Annotated in this window: 19 protein-coding genes and 1 pseudogene; 7 read left to right on the top strand and 13 right to left on the bottom strand. The window is 60.0% G+C overall.

Annotated features, from left to right (window positions below; genetic code table 11):
- Positions 1 to 285: 285 nt before the first annotated feature.
- Entirely contained in the window at positions 286 to 1317 is a 1032-nt protein-coding gene (locus AB4O36_RS03945; RefSeq protein WP_460121798.1) for an AraC family transcriptional regulator, read from the top strand.
- On the opposite strand, the gene AB4O36_RS03940 is transcribed toward AB4O36_RS03945, so the two are convergent.
- From AB4O36_RS03940 to AB4O36_RS03925, 4 genes and pseudogenes are all read right to left on the bottom strand, one after another.
- Entirely contained in the window at positions 1298 to 2053 is a 756-nt protein-coding gene (locus tag AB4O36_RS03940; protein WP_460121796.1) for a polysaccharide deacetylase family protein, read from the bottom strand. The two genes, AB4O36_RS03945 and AB4O36_RS03940, sit on opposite strands and share 20 nt — an antisense overlap.
- A gap of 153 nt (positions 2054 to 2206) precedes the next feature.
- Positions 2207 to 3553 carry an ATP-binding protein gene (locus tag AB4O36_RS03935; protein ID WP_460121794.1) on the bottom strand — a complete coding sequence of 449 codons (1347 nt, stop codon included), beginning with the start codon at positions 3551 to 3553 and terminating at the stop codon, positions 2207 to 2209.
- On the bottom strand, positions 3550 to 4227 hold the full coding sequence (locus AB4O36_RS03930; RefSeq protein WP_368554731.1) for a response regulator: 678 nt from the start codon (positions 4225 to 4227) through the stop codon (positions 3550 to 3552). The genes AB4O36_RS03935 and AB4O36_RS03930 overlap by 4 nt, the downstream gene beginning before the upstream one ends.
- Before the next feature lie 45 nt (positions 4228 to 4272).
- Positions 4273 to 4596: pseudogene (locus AB4O36_RS03925) on the bottom strand (hypothetical protein); the annotation flags it as partial.
- A 157-nt stretch (positions 4597 to 4753) separates the two neighbouring features.
- Here AB4O36_RS03925 and AB4O36_RS03920 point away from each other — a divergent pair.
- Together AB4O36_RS03920 and AB4O36_RS03915 are read left to right on the top strand one after the other, a co-directional pair.
- Positions 4754 to 5545: a dienelactone hydrolase family protein gene (locus AB4O36_RS03920; protein ID WP_460121792.1), complete on the top strand. Its 792-nt coding sequence runs from the start codon at positions 4754 to 4756 to the stop codon at positions 5543 to 5545.
- Between the two features lie 158 nt (positions 5546 to 5703).
- Positions 5704 to 6429: a 4'-phosphopantetheinyl transferase family protein gene (locus tag AB4O36_RS03915; RefSeq protein ID WP_460121790.1), complete on the top strand. Its 726-nt coding sequence runs from the start codon at positions 5704 to 5706 to the stop codon at positions 6427 to 6429.
- 94 nt (positions 6430 to 6523) lie between these two features.
- Here the strand turns inward: AB4O36_RS03915 and AB4O36_RS03910 are convergent, their stop codons facing one another.
- Together AB4O36_RS03910 and AB4O36_RS03905 are read right to left on the bottom strand one after the other, a co-directional pair.
- Positions 6524 to 8134: an ATP-binding protein gene (locus AB4O36_RS03910; protein ID WP_460121788.1), complete on the bottom strand. Its 1611-nt coding sequence runs from the start codon at positions 8132 to 8134 to the stop codon at positions 6524 to 6526.
- Positions 8131 to 8853, bottom strand: a complete 723-nt coding sequence (locus AB4O36_RS03905; protein WP_460121786.1) for a response regulator — start codon at positions 8851 to 8853, stop codon at positions 8131 to 8133. Before AB4O36_RS03905 ends, AB4O36_RS03910 begins: the two co-directional genes overlap by 4 nt.
- A gap of 733 nt (positions 8854 to 9586) precedes the next feature.
- Between AB4O36_RS03905 and AB4O36_RS03900 the strand changes: the two genes are divergently transcribed.
- A complete protein-coding gene (locus tag AB4O36_RS03900) occupies positions 9587 to 12481 on the top strand; it encodes a ribonucleoside-diphosphate reductase subunit alpha (protein ID WP_460121784.1) in 2895 nt (964 codons plus the stop codon).
- Positions 12482 to 12791: 310 nt separating this feature from the next.
- On the opposite strand, the gene flgE is transcribed toward AB4O36_RS03900, so the two are convergent.
- The 7 genes from flgE to AB4O36_RS03865 all read right to left on the bottom strand — a co-directional run bounded on the left by flgE (position 12792) and on the right by AB4O36_RS03865 (position 17901).
- Complete coding sequence (gene flgE, locus AB4O36_RS03895) at positions 12792 to 14105, bottom strand: flagellar hook protein FlgE (RefSeq protein WP_460121782.1); 1314 nt, start codon at positions 14103 to 14105, stop codon at positions 12792 to 12794.
- Positions 14106 to 14137: 32 nt separating this feature from the next.
- Positions 14138 to 14863, bottom strand: a complete 726-nt coding sequence (gene flgD, locus AB4O36_RS03890; protein WP_460121780.1) for a flagellar hook assembly protein FlgD — start codon at positions 14861 to 14863, stop codon at positions 14138 to 14140.
- Between the two features lie 15 nt (positions 14864 to 14878).
- On the bottom strand, positions 14879 to 15322 hold the full coding sequence (gene flgC, locus AB4O36_RS03885) for a flagellar basal body rod protein FlgC (RefSeq protein WP_046046514.1): 444 nt from the start codon (positions 15320 to 15322) through the stop codon (positions 14879 to 14881).
- A 2-nt stretch (positions 15323 to 15324) separates the two neighbouring features.
- Positions 15325 to 15732: a flagellar basal body rod protein FlgB gene (flgB, locus tag AB4O36_RS03880; protein ID WP_368554742.1), complete on the bottom strand. Its 408-nt coding sequence runs from the start codon at positions 15730 to 15732 to the stop codon at positions 15325 to 15327.
- Entirely contained in the window at positions 15713 to 16012 is a 300-nt protein-coding gene (locus AB4O36_RS03875; RefSeq protein WP_460121778.1) for a hypothetical protein, read from the bottom strand. Before AB4O36_RS03875 ends, flgB begins: the two co-directional genes overlap by 20 nt.
- 82 nt (positions 16013 to 16094) lie before the next feature.
- On the bottom strand, positions 16095 to 16922 hold the full coding sequence (gene cheR / locus AB4O36_RS03870) for a protein-glutamate O-methyltransferase CheR (protein ID WP_460121776.1): 828 nt from the start codon (positions 16920 to 16922) through the stop codon (positions 16095 to 16097).
- Between the two features lie 46 nt (positions 16923 to 16968).
- Entirely contained in the window at positions 16969 to 17901 is a 933-nt protein-coding gene (locus AB4O36_RS03865; RefSeq protein ID WP_460121774.1) for a chemotaxis protein CheV, read from the bottom strand.
- Between the two features lie 81 nt (positions 17902 to 17982).
- On the opposite strand from AB4O36_RS03865, the gene flgA reads away from it, so the two are divergent.
- The 3 genes from flgA (at position 17983) to AB4O36_RS03850 (ending at position 19753) form a co-directional block, all read left to right on the top strand.
- Positions 17983 to 18744: a flagellar basal body P-ring formation chaperone FlgA gene (gene flgA, locus AB4O36_RS03860; protein WP_460121772.1), complete on the top strand. Its 762-nt coding sequence runs from the start codon at positions 17983 to 17985 to the stop codon at positions 18742 to 18744.
- Between the two features lie 166 nt (positions 18745 to 18910).
- Positions 18911 to 19237: a flagellar biosynthesis anti-sigma factor FlgM gene (flgM, locus tag AB4O36_RS03855; protein WP_460121770.1), complete on the top strand. Its 327-nt coding sequence runs from the start codon at positions 18911 to 18913 to the stop codon at positions 19235 to 19237.
- A 48-nt stretch (positions 19238 to 19285) separates the two neighbouring features.
- Positions 19286 to 19753, top strand: coding sequence for a flagella synthesis protein FlgN (locus tag AB4O36_RS03850; RefSeq protein WP_460121769.1), 468 nt, complete (start codon positions 19286 to 19288; stop codon positions 19751 to 19753).
- Positions 19754 to 19823 lie beyond the last annotated feature (70 nt).

Genomic DNA, 19823 nt, shown 5'->3' with positions numbered 1-19823 from the left:
ACCTCATTTGCGAACCCTCCTGCACTGGAGGGATTTGTTTTTTCGAGCTGCACGAAAGCAGACATCTGTCGGTTGTATCGCAAGCGGCGTGCCACTTTTTCCAAAATGCCTGTGAGCCTTTTGCCATCAGGGCTCTACGGTTCACGCGGCAATGGCTCGCCAGCCAAACAGTGGCGGATTTCCGCCCATCCGCCAGGGCTCGTCCTACAATTTGGCGGATATCCGCCTTGTTCGGCCGCTGCCTGCATGGCTACCATTCGTCGTCAAATGCCGGATCTGCCTGCCATGCGTGAACGCACCATCGCCAGTCATTTTGCGCGCGCCGCCCTGGGCGGTGCCCGTCGCCTGGGTCATGACTGTTCAGAACTGTTGCACCAACTGGGCATCAGCCCCGAATTGCTGGGGGAGCCCCGGGCGCGAATCACGCCTGAACAGTTCACCCGGTTGATTCAAGGGTTGTGGCTGGCGCTCGATGACGAATATCTGGGATTCGGGCCGGTCCCGAGCAAGACCGGCAGCTTCGCGATGATGTGTCATGCCGTGATCCATTGCCGCAATCTCGATCGGGCACTGCGCCGTGGCTTATTATTTTATAGCTTATTCCCGGGCGGCCCGCGCCTGACCTTGGCCCGTGAAGATGAATTGATCCGCCTGAGTCTCGACGACGCACGCTTCCATGACCCGGACCATTTCCTCACCGAAAGCCAGTTGCTGGTCTGGCATCGGCTCGGCAGTTGGCTGATCGGCCAGCGCATTCGCCTGGAACAAGTGACCTTCAGTTACGCCAGGCCTGCCCACGGTGCCGAATATGACCTGTTGTTCCCCTGCCCAATGGAATTTGGCACGCCCCAGAGCAGCCTGCTGTTCCACAGTCGATACCTGAACATGCCGTTGTTGCAGGACGAACGCACCCTCAAGCATTTCCTCGAACGCTCCCCCGCCGACCTGTTGTCGCGCCCGGATGACGGGGACAGCCTGAGCAGCCGGCTGCGGCGCCTCCTCAGCCGTGACAGCGCGCGCTGGCCGGACCTGGAAGCCGTGGCCGCGTACCTGCACATCAGCCCGCAGACCTTGCGGCGGCACCTTCGCGAAGAGGGTTCGAGCTTTCAGGAATTGAAGGATCAGCTGCGCCGCGACATCGCGATTTATCATCTGGGACGCGCGGACCTGTCGTTGCAACAGATCGCCGAGCAGCTGGGGTTTTCCGAGCCCTCGGCGTTTCATCGGGCCTTCAAGAAGTGGACGGGGCTGACGCCGGGGGCCTATCGGGCGCAGGAAAGCCGAGCGCCAGCGCCGCCTACTTCAACGGCGGAATGACCAATGCCAGGCCGGGATAAATCTTGTCGGGATGTTCCAACACCGATTTGTTCGCCTCGAAGATCAACGGAAACTTGGCAAAATCGCCATAGAATTCCTTGGCAATCCGGGCAAGGGTATCGCCTCTTACCACCACATACATGTTCTGCTGGCTGACCGGCGGGACGGCCAATGTGGCCGGTGACTCGAAGCTCACATCGCCCAGCGCTTGTATTTCTGCGATGAACCGACCCAGGTTGTTCGCCGTGGTCGCGTGGATGTCGTGCATGAGCACAATGGAATGGTTGCGCTTGCGAATCTGCTCGACCCCATGGGCCACCCAGCCGCCTTCGCGGTAGTCACTCTTCCAGTCCAGGGTATCGACACTCCATAGCACTTGGCGATAACCGAGGTCTGCGATCGTGCGATCAACCAGTGCATCGTGGGCGCCATAGGGCGGTCGCATGATCGGGTCCGGCGCCTGGAACGGCGCCAGGGCCTGCTCGGTTCTTTTGATCTGGTCGATGATGGTGTCCTTGTCCTGGCCCACCAGCCGAAGGTGATCGTAGGTGTGATTGCCGATCCGGTGCCCTTCACCCAGGATGCGCCGGATGCGCTCGCCATGTTTGGCGACCAGGTTGCCCACGATAAAAAAAGTCGCCTTGATATCGGACTTGGCAAGCGTATCGAGCACTGTGTCGGTCTGGGTCTGCCGAGGGCCGTCGTCGAACGTCAGCCAGATTTTTTTCTTTTCCATCGTTGAGTCCTTTAATGGCCAGTAATGCTGCCTCCTCGTCGAGGGGCTACGCCTATTACCAGCCAGCGAAGGACTGAATACCAACGAAAAACTGTTGCCTTATTTATTCATAACTTGTTGATACAAAATGAAAATATCAGAAACACAAGTTGCTCAGAGCACCGGAAAATGGATCCTGAACGCCGCCCCGCCCATTGGCGAATCTCCCAGAGTCAGCCGAGCGCCGTAGCTTTCGATGATGTCCTTCACCACCGCCAGCCCGATCCCCTGCCCCGGGTGCTGGCGGTCCAGGCGTTCACCGCGTTGCAGGATCCGCGCACGCTGGTCCGGCGGCACGCCCGGCCCGTCGTCCTCGACGCAAAGCTCGATGCCGCTCAGGCTTTCGCGCACGCTGATGCGCACTTCGCCCAGGCACAGGCGATAGGCGTTTTCCAACAGGTTGCCGAGCATTTCCAGCAAGGCGCCCTGCTCGATCGGCACATAGCACGGTTGCGGCAGGTCGAAGGCCACCCGCACGCGCTTGTCGCGGTAGACCTTGTCCAGGGTGTCGCACAGGCTCTGCAACACGGGCTGCAAACGCACCTGATGGCGCACCAGGCCGCTTTTGCGCAGGCTCGCGCGCTGCAATTGATAGCCAATCTGCTGACTCATGCGCTCGATCTGGGTTTGCAACACCCAGGCCTGGTCGCGATCGGCGGGCCGTTGCGCCATGTCTTCACTGACACCTTGCAACACGGTCAACGGGGTTTTCAGGCTGTGGGCCAGGTCGTCGAGGGAATCGCGATAGCGGCTGCGCTGCTCGCGCTCGCTGTGCAACAGTCGGTTGAGCGAGCCGGTCAGGCGCAACAACTCGCGCGGGTGCTGTTCGCTTAAGCTTTCGCGCGCGCCGCTTTCGATCTCGTCGAGTTCCTGGCTCAACCGACGCAACGCCTGCAAACCCCAGGTCAGGCCTATCCACAGCAGCGCCAGAAGCACCAGCAGTGCCGCGCCGAAGCCCAGGTAGAGGTTTTCCCGCAGGCCTTCGAGGGTATTTTCATATTCGCGCACCGGTTGCAGGGTGACGATGCTGAACGCCGCGCTTTTGCCACCCAGCAGCTTGACCTCGACGTCATAAACGAAAAACTCCTTGCCGTCGGCTTCCTTGATTCGCGCGAACTCGTTTCCGCGCCCGTCGTAGCGCGGCTTGTAATTGATGTGTTCCTCGCGGGTACCTTTGGAGCGCCAGACCAAATGGCCGTCGCGGTCATAGATATAGCCGAGCAGGCCGCTGTCAGTCAGGTTGAAGCGCTCATCGGGCAACTGCGCCGGCATCTGCAAACGGTTGCCCTCGACCCGGGCAGCAGAGATCAGCGTGGTGACATCCGAGGCCAGGCGTTGCTCGATCGAATCCTGCAACGCCAGGCTGAACGCGCCCTGCATCGCTGGCAACAGCGCCAGCATGAACAACACCGCCAACAGGGTGGCGGCCAGCATCAAGCGAACACGAAGCGAACGGATCAAGTGCAGCGCTCATTAAACAGGTAGCCGAGGCCACGCACGGTGTCGATCGGCTTGAAACCCGCCGGGCCTTCGAGCTTGCGCCGCAGGCGGCCGACCAGCACTTCAATGACGTTCGGATCACGCTCGTCATCATCCGGGTAGAGCTGCTCCATGAGGCGGTCCTTGGCGACCACCTGCTGGTGGTGGCGCATCAGGTATTCGAGGATGCGGTATTCGTAGGCAGTCAGCGCCAGCGGCTGGTCGTCGAGTGAGGCCTGCTTGCGGTTGAGGTCGAGCAACAGCGGGCCGGCGACGATGGTCGACTGAGTGAACCCGCTGGAGCGACGCAGCAACGCGTTCAAGCGCGCATCGAGTTCCTCGAACTGGAACGGCTTGACGACATAGTCGTCGGCACCGGCGGCGAGGCCTTCGACTTTGTCCTGCCAATTGCCGCGGGCAGTGAGGATCAGGATGGGGAAGGTCTTGCCGCGCGAACGCAACTGGCGAATCAGGTCGAGCCCGCCCATACCCGGCAACCCAAGGTCGATCACGGCAAGGTCGTGGTTGAACTGCTCGGTCTGATACAACGCCTCTTCAGCGTTGGGCACCGACTCGACCACGTGGCCGCTGTCCGTCAGGCGGGTTTGCAGGTGATGGCGCAAGAGCGCTTCATCTTCGACGACCAGCAATTTCATGAGGCTCTCCCGGGCAAGTCAACATCTCCAGAGGTGTACCGAGTGGGTGCTGCCACCCACCGGGTCAGACAGATCGTAAACGCCAAGCAGGTATTCCTGACGCAGTTTAATGCCATTGTAGGTACCCGACACCTTGTCATAAGCGGCGTAGTAGTGGCCTCGACCGTTTTGTTGCGCCAGACGCACACCCCAGACACTGTCCTGGATCACGCCTGCGGCGTTCGGGTGGTTGAAGTTCAGCGCGTTAGCCTTTTTCAGCCTGTTGTTCTGATCGAACGCCGGGCTGGAAAAGTTATCGTCGCTTGCATGGGCCGCTACGCTTGCGCCCATCACCGTGAAAGCCAGAAGCAGGTTCTTCAACGTAGTCATTGACGAGTTTCCTCAGGTGCAATGTGCTTTTCGGGTATGGCACAAGGTTACCCACCGGGCCCTGAACTGCCCCTGAACGTACACTGAACCTCCGCTGAACCAGATTGACGGCTACGCTAAGCCCTTGTTTGAGCCCCTTGTTGCAGGAGATCTTTGCATGCGCGTACTCATCGCTGTCCTTTTACTGACCCTGAGCGGGCTTGGCCAAGCCGCAATCAAAACCCAGGAAATGCCCTATCAAACTGCCGACGGCACAAAACTGATCGGCTATTACGCCTACGACGACGCCATCAAGGGACAACGCCCGGGCGTGGTGGTGGTGCACGAATGGTGGGGGCTCAACGATTACACCAAGCGCCGAGCCCGTGACCTCGCGGCCCTGGGCTACAGCGCGCTCGCCATCGACATGTACGGCGATGGCAAGAACACCGAGCATCCCAAGGACGCCATGGCCTTCATGCAGGCCGCGTTGAAGGACGCCGACGCCTCCAGCGCCCGCTTCCAGGCCGGGCTCGATCTGCTGAAGAAACAGGCACAAACCGACCCGGACAAGGTGGCGGCGATCGGTTACTGCTTCGGCGGCGCCGTGGTGTTGAATGCGGCGCGCCAGGGTGTGCCACTGGCGGGCGTGGTGAGTTTCCACGGCGCGCTGGCGACCAATACGCCGGCTGAGCCTGGCAAGGTGAAAGCGAAGATTCTGGTCGAGCATGGCGCGTTGGACAGCATGGTCACGCCGCAAAACGTGGCCGCCTTCAAAAGCGAGATGGACAAGGCCGGCGCCGACTACACCTTCGTCAGCCTGGAGGGGGCCAAACATGGCTTCAGCAACCCGGACGCGGACCGCCTGGGCCATGGCGATCATGGCGGCCCGGACATTGGCTACAACAAGGCGGCGGATGACAAGTCGTGGGCCGATATGCAGGCGTTTTTCAAGAAATTGTTTGGTTGATTGCATAGACCGAGTTGAATCCATCGCGGGCAAGCCCGCTCCCACAGGTGATTTGCGTCGTACAGAAAATCCCTGTGGGAGCGGGCTTGCCCGCGATGGGGTCACCTCGGTCTCGGATGAGACTACCCAGCCCGCAACCAACCCGGCAAAATGCCGACATGACTCCCATCCCCGCACTACCCGCCTGCTGCACCCCGCTCGATGCCGACTGGCCGCTGCCGTTCGTGCTGCCCGACACGGTACTGCTCAGCACCCATTTCGACAGTTCGCGACTGACCGCCGATGACTTCCGGCAAAGCGCCATCGAGCCACCGGCCACCGTCCAACGCTCGGTTGCCAAACGCCAGGCCGAATTTCTCGCCGGGCGAATCTGCGCACGGGCCGCGCTGCAACAACTGGAAGGGCTGAATGAGGTTCCGGCCATGGGTGAGGATCGGGCCCCCGTCTGGCCGTCGCACATCAGTGGCTCGATCACCCACAGCACCGGCCGAGCGGCGGCGATCGTGGCGCGTAAAAGCGATTGGCGCGGCCTGGGCATGGACCTGGAAAACCTGCTCAACGCGGAACGGGCGCAGCGCCTGGCCGGGGAAATTCTCACCCCCGCCGAACTGCAGCGCATGGCGACCGGCCGCCACGATCAACAGGCGCTGCTGGTGACCCTGACGTTTTCCGTGAAGGAGAGTCTGTTCAAGGCGCTTTATCCGATTGTGCAGCAGCGCTTCTATTTCGAGCACGCCGAGGTGCTGGAGTGGAGCGAGGCTGGGCAGGTGCGGTTGCGGTTGTTGGCCGATCTGTCCGCGGAGTGGCGGCATGGCACCGAGCTGGAGGCGCAGTTTGGGGTGAAGGATGGGCAGTTGTTGAGTTTGGTCAGCATCAAGACCTGAAGAGGTTTGTTGTTTTGGCCGGCCCCATCGCGAGCAAGCTCGCTCCTACAGGGCAGGCTTGCTCGCGATGAGGCCGGGCCAGACAACACAAATCTCAGCGCTTCTCCTGATCCCTCGGCCAACTCAAACTGAAACACGCCCCGCCCAGGCTCTTGCTCTTGCTGATCAAGGCCCGGCCGTCATGCCAATGGATGATCCGCCGCACGATGGACAAACCCAGGCCATGCCCGCCGGAAGCACGCGTGCGGCTGTCATCGAGGCGCAGGAACGGCGTGAAGATTTTCTCCCATGCCGACTCGGGCACCCCCGGCCCGTCGTCTTCGATATCGACCCGACAACGTTGCTGGCCGACCTGATAACTGACAGTCACCCGCGACTGGGCGTGTCGCATGGCGTTGCTCACCAGGTTCTGAATGGCTCGGTGCAGGTAACGCGGCTCTGCCTCGACCCAGGCGTCGTCGCAATCGGCCGCCGACAGGCACAACCCGCGCTGGACCGTGACATCCGCGCGCAGCGGCGCCAACTCCTCGATCACCTGATTGACCAGCGCGTCCAGGTCGATGCGTTGGAAGTTCAACGCCGGCGAGCCCTGCTCCATACGCGCATAGGTGAGCATTTCGTCCACCAGCCGATCAAGGTCTTCGATGTCGTGGTCCATGCCCTCGCAGTATTTTTCCAGCGCTTGCGGCGTGGTGGCCGACCCGATCATCTCCAGGCCAAAACGCAAACGCGCCACCGGCGTTCGCAATTCGTGGGACACGGCGCGCACCAGTTCGCGCTGCACCGCCAACAATTGCTGCAAGTGTTCGGCCATGCCGTTGAAGGCCGCCGCCAGACGCCCGACCGAGTCCGCACCACGCGCCGGCACCCGGGTTTCCAGGCTGCCCTGGGCGATGCGCGTGGCGGCGGCTTCCAGGCCGCGTAGACGACGCTCCAACTGGCGCACCAGCAAATAGACGATCAGACCGATCAGGCTCAGCCCCAGCGCCGCGATCAGCACCAGCCATTGTGGCGGATAAGGATTCATCTGGTACAACGGACCGATTTCCAGCACCCAGGGCGTACCGACCATGCCGGCGAACACCCGGATCGAATCGCCCTCCTTGCCCAACGCCATCACCGTGTCCCCTTCCGACACACGGCGACTCTGGTCTTCGTCCATGTCGGCCTCTTCGACCGTGACGAGCCGCAAGTCGAAACCGAAGCCTTTCTCTTCCTTTAACTGCGCCAGGCGTTTGGCCTGTTCGGCCACCGGGACGCGCACCAGTTCGTCGGTGAGCAGGTAGATTGTTGCTCGCGCAAGTTGCTCGCTGATCTGCTGCACCTCGCCGGTGAGCATCAACTGTTCCTTTTCACTGACCAGCCGGTACACCCTCGCCGCATGCGGACCGGTCTGTTCCACCAGCGCCTGACCGCGCAGCACGCGGGTGCGCTGGGTCAGGTCAAGGTCGCTCTGGGCGAAGGTCTTCAGTGCCAGCGGAATGCCCAGCAAACGCTCCCAGACCAGCAACGCCCGGTGGCGCTGGGTTTCATTCATCGGTTGCAGGTTGTCGGCCATCAGCGAAAACGTGCCGTGGGCCAGGCGCTCGCGGTACTGCTCGCTGCGCACCTGGTTGAGCATATGCAACGCCAGCACCCCAAGCACCGCCACCAGGATCAGCGCCGCGCACATGCCGCCGTAGATGCGCAGGAAGATCGAGTTCACAGCGACGGGTCTACGCAGGCTTCAGGCACGAACAGATAGCCTTTGCTGCGGATGGTCTTGATCAGGCGCGGGTGATCGGGGTCATCGCCAATCTTCGGACGGATCCGCGAGATGCGCACATCGATGGAGCGGTCCTGGCCGTCATAACCGATACCGCGCAACGCCGTGAAGATCTCCTCCCGTGACAGGATGCGTCCGGCATTGGCCACCAGTAGCCACAGCAGGTCAAACTCGGCGCTGGTCAATTCGATGCTGTTGTCATGCAGCCAGGCTTCACGCAACGCGCTGTCCACCACCAGCGGACCGAACTGCAGGCGGCGCTGTTTTTCCGCCGCCGGCTCAGGCGACTCGCTACGGCGCAACAACGCCTGGATGCGCGCGAGCAACAAACGCGGACGCACCGGTTTGCACACGTAGTCGTCGGCCCCGAGGTCCAGGCCGAGGATCTGGTCGGTATCATCGGTACGCGCGGTAAGCATCAGGATCGGGCCGTCATACTTGTCGCGAACCTTGCGGCAGATACTCAGGCCGTCTTCGCCGGGCAGCATCAGGTCGAGGATCACCAGGTCCGGCTGCTCCTTGATAATGCGGGCCGCAGCCAGCGCTCCATTGCCCTCGATCGACACGCGCAGGCCATTGGCTTGCAGGTATTCGCGGGTCAGCTCGGCCAGACGCTGGTCGTCCTCGACAATCAATACCTGCCAGGCTTCTTGCTCCACGGTGACCTCTGCTTGCCAACAACACTGATAAAGGAAGGATCCACCCGTCTTTTTGTCATGTTTGGGGGGATAAGAATGCGTACGCACCGGCCGATTGTATAAACGCCACTCGTCCAGAACACAAGCCGGCAAATGCGTTCGGACAACCCGCTTTTTTGTGATAGGGTTCGCGCCCTTCGAAATCCGGATGGCTGTTTTCGCTCATTGAAAATCAGTGAAAATTCGCTCGATCCAGCAGGTTCGCGGCCTACACGCGGATTCACCCTGTCACACACAATTTACGCACAGGTTTATCCACAGGCAGTACGTTGCAACCCCCCTCAAAACGCATTATCTTGTAGCACGGCGCTAAAAAAACCCTACATATAGGGTTTTCCCTTAGAAAGGCCAACCACATTTCAAACCGGTAACTCAAGCGTTTTATCGCCTGTTCCCGGTTGAACCCAGCGTGATTTACAAGCCCAAACCGCTCCCGCGGATGGCACCGTTTTTTTTCAGGCCAGCAGGGCCAGGACGGTACGGGTGTTGCAGTCAAGACTGCCACCCGGAATGGAATCCGGCAGCAAGCCAAGGCTCGCTGCCAAAACTTCGGCAAGGACGCGGCATCAATAGCCTTTTTCCTACTGCCCCGAAGTTGTTATGCCCGACGCGTGTCGGTTGTAGTGCTTCAGGACAGAACGGTGGGCACCGTCATGGTGCCCAAACAAACATAAAGAATGTGGAGACAACCCCCATGCAAACCGACACAACTCGCGAGAACCCGCAAGGCACCTTGCCGCAGGCTGTGGATTCGAATTCGGATCTGTCCGCCACCGCGCCTGGCCAGTTGCGCGTGATCAAGCGTAACGGCACTGTCGTTGCTTACACCGATGACAAAATCACCGTCGCCATCACCAAGGCGTTCCTCGCAGTTGAAGGCGGCACCGCTGCCGCCTCGTCGCGCATCCATGACACCGTGGCACGCCTGACCGAGCAGGTCACCGCGACCTTCAAGCGTCGCATGCCATCGGGCGGCACCATCCACATCGAAGAAATCCAGGACCAGGTCGAACTGGCCCTGATGCGTGCCGGCGAGCAGAAAGTTGCCCGCGACTACGTGATCTACCGTGATTCGCGTGCCAAGGAGCGTGCGGCACACACGCCGGCCGAAGCCACCGTCAACGCTCACCCCTCGATCCGCATCACCCGCACCGACGGTAGCCTGGCGCCGCTGGACATGGGCCGCCTGAACACCATCGTGACCGAAGCGTGCGAAGGCCTGGAAGAGGTCGACGGTGACCTGATCCAGCGCGAGACCCTGAAGAACCTGTACGACGGCGTCGCCCTGACCGACGTTAACACCGCCCTGGTGATGACGGCCCGGACCCTGGTAGAACGCGAGCCGAACTACTCGTTCGTGACCGCCCGCCTGCTGATGGACACCCTGCGTGCCGAAGGCCTGGGCTTCCTCGGCGTCGCCGAAAGCGCTACCCACCACGAAATGGCCGACCTGTACGCCAAGGCCTTGCCTGCCTACATTGCCAAGGGTGTCGAGTACGAGCTGGTCAACCCTGAGCTGGCCAACTTCGACCTGGAAAAACTCGGCAAGGCGATCAACCACGAACGCGACCAGCAGTTCACCTATCTGGGCCTGCAAACCCTGTACGACCGTTACTTCATCCACAAGGATGGCGTGCGTTTCGAACTGCCGCAGATCTTCTTCATGCGCGTGGCCATGGGCCTGGCCATCGAAGAGAAAGACCGCGAAGCCCGTGCCATCGAGTTCTACAACCTGTTGTCGTCCTTCGACTACATGGCTTCGACCCCGACCCTGTTCAACGCCGGCACCCTGCGTCCACAGTTGTCGAGTTGCTACCTGACCACCGTGCCGGATGACCTGTCGGGCATCTATCACGCGATCCACGACAACGCCATGCTGTCCAAATTCGCTGGCGGCCTGGGCAACGACTGGACGCCGGTTCGTGCACTGGGTTCGTACATCAAGGGCACCAACGGCAAGTCCCAGGGTGTGGTTCCGTTCCTGAAAGTCGTGAACGACACCGCCGTCGCCGTGAACCAGGGTGGCAAGCGCAAGGGCGCTGTCTGCGCCTACCTGGAAACCTGGCACATGGACATCGAAGAGTTCATCGAGCTGCGCAAGAATACCGGTGATGATCGCCGTCGTACCCACGACATGAACACTGCCAACTGGATTCCTGACCTGTTCATGAAGCGCGTCTTCGATGACGGCAAGTGGACCCTGTTCTCGCCATCCGAAGTACCGGACCTGCACGACCTGACCGGCAAGGCCTTCGAAGAGCGCTACGAGTACTACGAAGCCCTGACCGAGTACCCAGGCAAGGTCAAGCTGTTCAAGACCATCCAGGCCAAAGACCTGTGGCGCAAGATGCTGTCCATGCTGTTCGAAACCGGCCACCCATGGCTGACCTTCAAGGACCCGTGCAACCTGCGCAGCCCGCAGCAACACGTGGGCGTGGTTCACAGCTCGAACCTGTGCACCGAAATCACCTTGAACACCAACAAGGACGAGATCGCTGTCTGCAACCTGGGTTCGATCAACCTGCCAAACCACATCGTGAACGGCCAGCTCGACACCGCCAAGCTGCAACGCACCGTGAACACTGCCGTGCGCATGCTCGACAACGTGATCGACATCAACTACTACTCGGTGCCACAAGCGAAGAACTCCAACTTCAAGCACCGTCCGGTTGGCCTGGGCATCATGGGCTTCCAGGATGCGCTGTACCTGCAGCACATTCCTTACGGCTCCGATGCCGCCGTGCAGTTCGCCGACAGCTCCATGGAAGCCGTCAGCTACTTCGCGATCCAGGCCTCCTGCGACCTGGCTGACGAGCGTGGCGCCTACGAGACATTCCAGGGTTCGCTGTGGTCCAAGGGCATCCTGCCGCTGGATTCGCAACAGATCCTGATCGAGGCTCGTGGCCAGAAGTACATCGATGTCGACCTGAAGGAAAGCCTGGACTGGGCACCGGTTCGCGCCCGTGTACAGAAAGGCATCCGTAACTCGAACATCATGGCCATCGCACCGACCGCGACCATCGCCAACATCACTGGCGTTTCGCAGTCGATCGAACCGACCTACCAGAACCTGTACGTGAAATCGAACCTGTCGGGCGAATTCACCGTGATCAACCCGTATCTGGTTCGCGATCTGAAGGCTCGTGGCCTGTGGGATTCGGTCATGATCAACGACCTGAAGTACTACGACGGTTCGGTACAGCAGATCGAGCGTATCCCGCAAGAACTCAAAGAGCTCTATGCGACCGCGTTCGAAGTGGACACCAAGTGGATCGTCGACGCCGCCAGCCGTCGTCAGAAGTGGATCGACCAGGCTCAATCTCTGAACCTGTACATCGCCGGCGCTTCGGGCAAAAAACTGGACGTCACCTACCGCATGGCTTGGTACCGTGGCCTGAAAACCACTTACTACCTCCGCGCCCTGGCTGCGACCAGCACCGAGAAGTCGACCATCAACACCGGTAAGCTGAACGCTGTTTCCAGCGGCGGCAACCACGGTGACGATTCGGTCCTGGCAGCGCCAGCCGGTCCTGCTCCAGTGCCGAAGGCCTGCGCCATCGACGAGCCGGATTGCGAAGCTTGCCAATAAGCTGAGCCGGCAGGCGCTGCAAGGCGCCTTCCCCGACAACCCCCGACCAGTCCCCTGGATTGTCGGGGGTTTTCTTTTGCCCCGCCCCGGCCCCCGCCCCCCCCCACCCTGTAGGAGCGAGCACGTCGAGGCGTCGAACCGTCGCGATGGTCGTTAACGATGACGGGGGCTGTGTGGGGCCCGCGGTGTCTGGGCTACCATCGCGACGGTTCGACATGCTCGCTCCTACAGGTTCGCGCCCAGGCAACACAAAAAGCCGGCCATAAAAAAACCCCTCTTGCGAGGGGTTCTTCATGCAGCGCCAACCGTATCAGGTCATCTGAATGATGGTCTGCATAATGGTGCTCTGGGTCGAGATGGTCTTGGCGTTCGCCTGGTAGTTGCTCTGCGCCTTGATCAGATCGACCAGTTCGCTGGTCAGGTTGACGTTGGACTCTTCCAGCGAGTTGGAGTTGATCGAGCCCAGGGTGCCGGTGGTCGGTGCATCGTACCCCGGGATACCCGAAGCGAAGGTTTCCTTCCAGCTCGTGCCGCCCACTGGCTGCAAGCCTTGCTCGTTGGTGAAGCTCGCCAAGGAGATCTGGCCGATGGCCTTGGTCTGGTTGTTGCTGAAGTTGGCCAGCATCACACCGCTGCCGTCGATGGTCAGGTTGGTGATCTGACCGGTGGCGTAACCGTTCTGCGTTGGGATCGAACGCGCGGTATCGGCGTTGAACTGGGTGGTGTTGCTCATGGAGATGGTAATGCCAGCCGGATCGGAGGCAGCGCCGTTCGCGCTCCAGGTGCCGTTGACCACTTTGCCCGGAATCCAGCCGGTGATTTTCAAGTCAGGACTGACCACCGGTGGAGTTCCGGGGGTGGTCACCGACACCAGCTTGCCGGAGGTGTCGAAGGCCATGGTCGAGGCCACCGGAGGGGTCGCCGGATCGGTCGGATCGGTGCCATCAGGGTTGCGACCGTCGACCAAGCTATAGACTTTCCAGGTGTTGTCACCCGTCTTCACCATGTACTGATCAAGGGCGTGCTGGTTGCCCTGGGTGTCATAGATCGGTGTGCTGAACTGCTTGGTGAAGGATTCCTGCTTGCTCGGGTCGAATGGATAGGTGGTCTGATTGATCGCCGTTGCCGTGGAGTTCAGGTTGATCGTCGACGAAATGGTCGTCGTGGTCTTCGGCGACAGGTTCGAGGTATCGATGCGCAGGTCGGTCAGGATGCCGTTGATGATCTTGCCGTTGGCATCCACGCCGTAGCCTTGCAGGCGCGCAGTGCCGTCGGAGTTGGTGACGTAACCGTCCTTGTCGACCTTGAAGGTACCGGCACGGGTGTACGACAGCGAGCCGTTTTCGTTCAGCACGAAGAAGCCCGAACCGTTGATGCCCATGTCCAGCACGTTGCCGGTGTTGTTGATGTCACCCTGGGTGAACTGCTGGGAGACGTTGGCCAGGCGCACACCATTACCGATAACTTTAGAGCCGGAGCCCAATCTCGTCGCTGAGTAAACGTCTTCGAATTCCGCGCGGGACGATTTGAAACCGGTGGTCGCCACGTTGGCGATGTTGTTGCCGGTCACGTCCAGTTGCTTGTTGGCTGCGTAGAGACCGCTAAGGCCGATGTTAAAAGACATGTTCCACTCCTTTGTGCCGGGTTAGTCGGCTCTTACATACCAATAGTTTGGACTTTGGACAGGGCGATGCTGCCCAGCCCGGCCAGATTGAGCATCAACTCACCGCCGGTCTGGCTGATGGTCACGCTGTTGACGGTGGCTGGCAGGTAGGTCACCAGCGAAGTTGCCTTGCCGTCGTAGGTCGCGGTGGCGGCGAAGGTGTAGGTGCCCGCCGTTGCCACTTCGCCCGCATCATTCTTGCCGTCCCAGATGAAGCTGGACGTTCCGGCCTTCTGGCTACCCAGGTCGATGGTGCGGATAACCTTGCCATCGGCGTCGGTGATCTTGACCTTGACCGGGTCGACCGAAGCAGGCACGGCGATGGTCCCGGTGAAGCTCTTCGAGGTGTCGACTACGGCCTTGTCGCCCGGAGCAATAACAGAGCGGCCTACCAGCGACGACGCTTGCAACGCCTGGGACGAGCTGTAGTTGCTGGCCAGGCCGCTCACGGTGTCGTTGAGGGTGGTGATGCCTTCCAGACTGCTGAACTGCGCCAATTGGGCAACGAACTCGCCGTTGTCCTGAGGCTCCAGCGGGTTCTGGTTTTTCAACTGCGTGACCAGCAATTGCAGGAACGCATCCTTGCCCAGGGCCTTTTTACCGGTGGCGCTGTTGGTCGCGGACGCCAAGCCGTCGGAGCTGGTGTTATTGGTCTTGATCGAAGAGTTGGCCAGGATGTCTTTGAGGCTAAGGCCGCCGGTAGTATCAGTAACACTCATCTGAGTCGCCCCTTATCACTGACCGAGGGTCAGGACCTTTTGCATCATGGTTTTGGCGGTGTTCATCATTTCAGCGTTGGTCTGGAACGAGCGACTCGCGGAAATCATGTCGGCCATTTCTTCCACCACGTTGACGTTCGGGTAGTAGACGTAACCCTTGGCGTCGGCCGCCGGATGGTTGGGTTCGTAGCGCGCTTCGAGGTTGCTCTGGTCTTCGACCACGCCGAGCACCTGCACACCCTGGCCGGCAGCGTCCTGGTTCTGGAACAGTGAATCGCTGCCGCCACTCTGGCCGCCCTGGAACATGGTGGCGAACACCGGGTGACGCGCGCGGTAGGTCTGGTCGATGCTCGACGAGACGGTCTCGGCGTTGGCGATGTTTGACGCCACGGTGTTCAACCGGGTGGTCTGGGCGCTCATGCCGCTACCGGCAATATTGAAAACGCTGGCTAGCGACATGTTTATTCTCCACGCAGGGCTGAGACCAGCCCTTTGAATTTGCTGTTGAGCAGGGTGAAACTGGCCTGGAAGTTGACCGAGTTTTCCGCGTAGTTCGATTGTTCCAGTTGAGCATCAACGGTGTTCTGGTCGATCGACGGCTGCATCGGCGTGCGATACATCAGCGACTCGTCGCCGTTGCCCAGGCCCTGCGCTTCGATATGACGGCTATTGGTCATGTTCAGGGCGAAAGTACCGTTCTTGGTCTTCTCGCTCTGCTCGGCGAGCACTTTGGAGAAGTCCAGATCCCGAGCCTTGTAGTTCGGGGTGTCGGCGTTGGCGATGTTGTTGGCCAGAACCTCGGCACGCTGGGCGCGGAAGCCCAGGGCTTGTTCGTGGATACCGAGCGCTTTATCGAAGCTGATGCTCATGTCGGGAAACCTTCGGGAGACCTGATTTTTCGTACGAAGGTTTTAGCAAGCGGCGTGCCAACTCGGCGAACCCCCGGTTTACGGGGCTTCGCGTAAAAGGGGCTGGTGCCAATGCCAGAAAAGCGGCAATCGTTTTCCGCCGCCTGCCGCTTTTCTGCCGCTTTGCGCCGAACATCCCCGCCGCCGCCCCTCCTGTAGGAGCGAGCATGCTCGCGATGACCGTCCAGACGACGCTGGCTGCCTGATACCCCTCGTTATCGTTGACCACCATCGCGAGCATGCTCGCTCCTACAGCGGGAGAGGACCATCGGGCATAAAAAAACGGGAGCCCTGTCGGACTCCCGTTTGTTTGTCGCAAGCAATCACTTCGCCTGGTAAATGATCCCCGGGCTGCACTGGACCATCTGGTAATGATCCGGCAGACCGTTCAGCGCTTCGGAGGCGCCGAGGAACAGATAGCCACCAGGCTTGAGCGTGCTGTGAATGCGCAACAGGATGTCTTTCTTCACCTCGGCGGAGAAGTAGATCAGCACGTTGCGGCAGAACACGATGTCGAACTTGCCGAGGCTCGCGTAACTGTCCAGCAGGTTGAAAGCGCGGAATTCCACCCGACTCTTGATCGGTGCCTTGATCGCCCAGCGGCCCGGCCCTTTCGGGTCGAAATAACGCTGCAGGCGTTCCGGCGACAAGCCACGGCCGATGGCCAGGCTGTCGTACTCGCCGGTCTTGCAGTTGATCAGCATGGAGCCCGACAGGTCAGTCGCCACAATTTGCACGCCCGCCTTCAACTGACCGATATTGGTCCGCTCGAACTCGTCGATGGACATCGAAAGCGAATAGGGCTCCTGCCCCGAGGAGCAGGCGGCCGACCAGATGCGCAGGCGCTGGCCGGGAGCCGCCTTGATCGCTTCGGGCAATACCTTGTTCTTCAAGACCTCAAACGGATAGGTGTCACGAAACCAAAGGGTTTCGTTGGTCGTCATGGCATCGACCACCATCTCGCGCAAACCGCTGCGCGGCTGGGTCTGGATGCGCTGCACCAGCTCACCCAGGGACTTGATGCCTTGCTGCTCCATCAGTTTGTTGAGACGGCTCGAGACAAGGTACTGCTTGTTTTCACCCAGCAAGATGCCACAGGCTTTTTCCAGGAACACCCGGAACTGTTCGAAATCCAAATTACCCGTAGACAATGCTGCCGCCTCTTAAATCGTGTGAACCGCCAGGGGCAGAAGGCCCCTAGCTGATATCTGCTGCTTTGATCCGGTCAACCACCCGGGATGCCAGGTCATCAGGACGGAATTTGGCAAGGAAGTCATCGGCACCGACCTTCTTGACCATCGCCTGATTGAACACACCCGACAACGAAGTATGCAGGATGATATGAAGCTTTTGCATACGCGGGTCGTTGCGGATTTCCGCCGTCAGGGTATATCCATCCATTTCCGGCATTTCGATGTCGGAAATCATCATCAGGAACTCTTCTTCCGGCTTTTTCCCATCGTCGACCAGCTTGCGCAAGTAGTCCAGCGCTTGCCGCCCGTCGTTCAACGCCACCACTTCGACACCGACCGTCTGCAGGCAACGCGTGACCTGCTTGCGTGCCACTGACGAGTCATCGACGGTCAGCACGCGCAGCGACAAGGCCTTGTGCTGGGTCTCGACGTCGACCACGCCCACGGAAATCGCTTCGGGCGTCGGCGCCACTTCCGCCAGTACCTTCTCGACGTCGATGATTTCGACTAGCTGATTGTCGACCCGAGTCACAGCCGTCAGGTAGTGATCGCGTCCGGTGCCCTTGGGCGGCGGATGAATCTCCTCCCAGTTCATGTTGACGATGCGCTCCACCGAGCGCACCAGGAAACCCTGGGTCTTGGTGTTGTACTCCGTGATGATCACGAAGGGGTTGCTTTGATCTTTCAATGCTCCGGAACCGGTTGCCATCGCCAGATCAAGAATCGGAATGGTCGCTCCCCGGATATTTGCCACACCGCACACGACAGGACTGGACTTGGGCATCACGGTCAGCGAGGGGCATTGCAGCACCTCTCGAACCTTGAACACGTTGATCCCGTAGAGCTGCTGGCCGTCGAGACGGAACAACAACAGCTCCAGGCGATTCTGCCCTACCAGTTGCGTGCGCTGGTTTACCGAATCCATTACACCAGCCATGCCCAGACTCCTACACCAACGCTAGTTGTGTTGCGACGCACATTCATCACTAAACGGCACGGCGCTTGCTTTTTAACTTTTATGAACACAGAACCGACATTTTTTCGACGCCTGACATCCACCTCCCGCAGATTGCTCTGCGCGATATCGGCCGTCTGCCTGTTCAACGCTGGCAGCCCTGCCCTTGCTGACGCAGTTACCTTGCCTGACATGCTTATCGGCGTCACCCAAGGCTTTCTTGAATTCACCGTAGAGGACTACCTGGCCACCAGTCAAACCGAAGGTCGTTACGAAATCGAGGTCAAACAGCTCGACCCGCGCCTGCGCATGCCCATGTGCGACAAGGAATTGACAGCCAGTCTGGAGAGCCCTGCCAAGCCATTGGGCCGTGTCACGGTCAAGGTTCGCTGCGAGGGCAGCTCCCCGTGGACAGTGTTCGTGCCCGCTCAAGTGCGCCTGTTTCGCGAGATAGTGACCACTGCCCGCCCCCTGCGTCGCGCCGACATCGTCGAGCCCGGTGACGTGGTCATGCGCGAGCGGGACATCGGCCAGGTTACCCAGGGCTATCTGACCACCCTGGACCAGGCGATCGGTCAGCGACTTACCCGACCAATGGTCGCTGATCAGGTGATAACCCTGGTCAATCTCGAACAGACTGAAGTCATCCGCAAAGGTGATCAGGTGGTGATTACTGCCCGTAGCGGCACGCTGAGCGTGAGGATGCCCGGCGAAGCACTGTCCAACGGCGGCATGAGCGAGCAGATTCGCGTGAAAAACCTCAACTCCAAACGGGTTATCAAGGCGCAAGTGACCGCGCCTGGGCAGGTGGAGGTGGCCATGTAGCAACTCTGATCGCGAATCAGTGGCGTTGCCCTGGGCTGTTCCCTAAACTGTGGCGCATGCGGAAGACGTGCTGGCGCTTGCAGGCTCATTGATAAAATGGGTCTAAAGTTTTCACTGGGATAGCCGAGAACATGGCAAGCGTCCAAATATTCAGAGGTTTTTTACCATGGTCATCGATTTCAGCCGTTTGAACAGCACCTCGCCACTAACGGGCAATACACGTACCAACGCCGCCAAGGACACCGCCGAAACTGGCCAGTCCAAAGCGTTGAATACCCCGGCCGAACAGGCCAGCACCGTTAAAAGCGGGGAATCGGTACACCTCAGCCATGAGGCTCAACAGTTGCAACAGGTCACTGACAAGCTGCGTGATCAGCCTGCCGTCGACAAAGCCCGGGTGGCCGAGTTGAAAGCAGCGATTGCCGATGGCAGCTACAAAGTCGACAGCAACCGTGTAGCCAGCAAACTGCTCAATTTCGAAGCCCAGCGCTAGGCTCCGGTCTGCGCCAGGCTTTTGGACGCTTAAAAACCAAGGCCAGCCATGCACGATACTAATTTACTGCAACTGATCACCGACGACTTCGCTCCCGCTCAACACCTGCTGGAGTTATTGCAAACCGAGTCCCTCGCCTTGCACGGTCGCGACATGCCTCTGCTCGAAGAGATTCTGGCGCAGAAGCAGGCAATGATCATTCTGCTCGAACAGCATGGCCGCAAACGCAGTGAAATTCTCGCCAGCCTGAACCTGCCGCTCAATCGCAATGGCCTGGAGCAATTGGCCAGCCAATCGAGCATCGGCCCGCAACTGCTGGAACAGAGCGATGTGCTGACCGATCTGTTGGCTCAATGCCAAGCGGCAAACGCCAATAATGGCCAGTCGATTCTGGTCCAGCAGGCCGCCACGGCCAACCAGCTGAAAATCCTCACCGGCGGTGAACCGCCAGCACTCTATGATGCACGCGGATCTACCGCGAAACTTGCGAAGCCGCGCCCGCTCAGTCAGGCTTGAGCCTGCAAATGATCACGCCCTATGAAGACTCGCAACATGCTGGCACTATAGTGGCCAGTTGTAGTCATAT

It is taken from the genome of Pseudomonas sp. S2_E01 (genome assembly GCF_054668365.1).
This window is presented reverse-complemented; position numbering and strand designations above follow the sequence as displayed.

What these genes read in the sequence shown, in the direction of transcription:
- AB4O36_RS03945 (WP_460121798.1), top strand. Translation starts at nt 286, where the DNA reads ATGCGTGAACGCACCATCGCCAGTCATTTTGCGCGCGCCGCCCTGGGC.
- AB4O36_RS03940 (WP_460121796.1), bottom strand. Translation starts at nt 2,053, where the DNA reads ATGGAAAAGAAAAAAATCTGGCTGACGTTCGACGACGGCCCTCGGCAG.
- AB4O36_RS03930 (WP_368554731.1), bottom strand. Translation starts at nt 4,227, where the DNA reads ATGAAATTGCTGGTCGTCGAAGATGAAGCGCTCTTGCGCCATCACCTG.
- AB4O36_RS03920 (WP_460121792.1), top strand. Translation starts at nt 4,754, where the DNA reads ATGCGCGTACTCATCGCTGTCCTTTTACTGACCCTGAGCGGGCTTGGC.
- AB4O36_RS03915 (WP_460121790.1), top strand. Translation starts at nt 5,704, where the DNA reads ATGACTCCCATCCCCGCACTACCCGCCTGCTGCACCCCGCTCGATGCC.
- AB4O36_RS03900 (WP_460121784.1), top strand. Translation starts at nt 9,587, where the DNA reads ATGCAAACCGACACAACTCGCGAGAACCCGCAAGGCACCTTGCCGCAG.
- flgE (WP_460121782.1), bottom strand. Translation starts at nt 14,105, where the DNA reads ATGTCTTTTAACATCGGCCTTAGCGGTCTCTACGCAGCCAACAAGCAA.
- flgD (WP_460121780.1), bottom strand. Translation starts at nt 14,863, where the DNA reads ATGAGTGTTACTGATACTACCGGCGGCCTTAGCCTCAAAGACATCCTG.
- flgC (WP_046046514.1), bottom strand. Translation starts at nt 15,322, where the DNA reads ATGTCGCTAGCCAGCGTTTTCAATATTGCCGGTAGCGGCATGAGCGCC.
- flgB (WP_368554742.1), bottom strand. Translation starts at nt 15,732, where the DNA reads ATGAGCATCAGCTTCGATAAAGCGCTCGGTATCCACGAACAAGCCCTG.
- AB4O36_RS03875 (WP_460121778.1), bottom strand. Translation starts at nt 16,012, where the DNA reads ATGCTCGCGATGGTGGTCAACGATAACGAGGGGTATCAGGCAGCCAGC.
- AB4O36_RS03865 (WP_460121774.1), bottom strand. Translation starts at nt 17,901, where the DNA reads ATGGCTGGTGTAATGGATTCGGTAAACCAGCGCACGCAACTGGTAGGG.
- flgA (WP_460121772.1), top strand. Translation starts at nt 17,983, where the DNA reads ATGAACACAGAACCGACATTTTTTCGACGCCTGACATCCACCTCCCGC.
- flgM (WP_460121770.1), top strand. Translation starts at nt 18,911, where the DNA reads ATGGTCATCGATTTCAGCCGTTTGAACAGCACCTCGCCACTAACGGGC.
- AB4O36_RS03850 (WP_460121769.1), top strand. Translation starts at nt 19,286, where the DNA reads ATGCACGATACTAATTTACTGCAACTGATCACCGACGACTTCGCTCCC.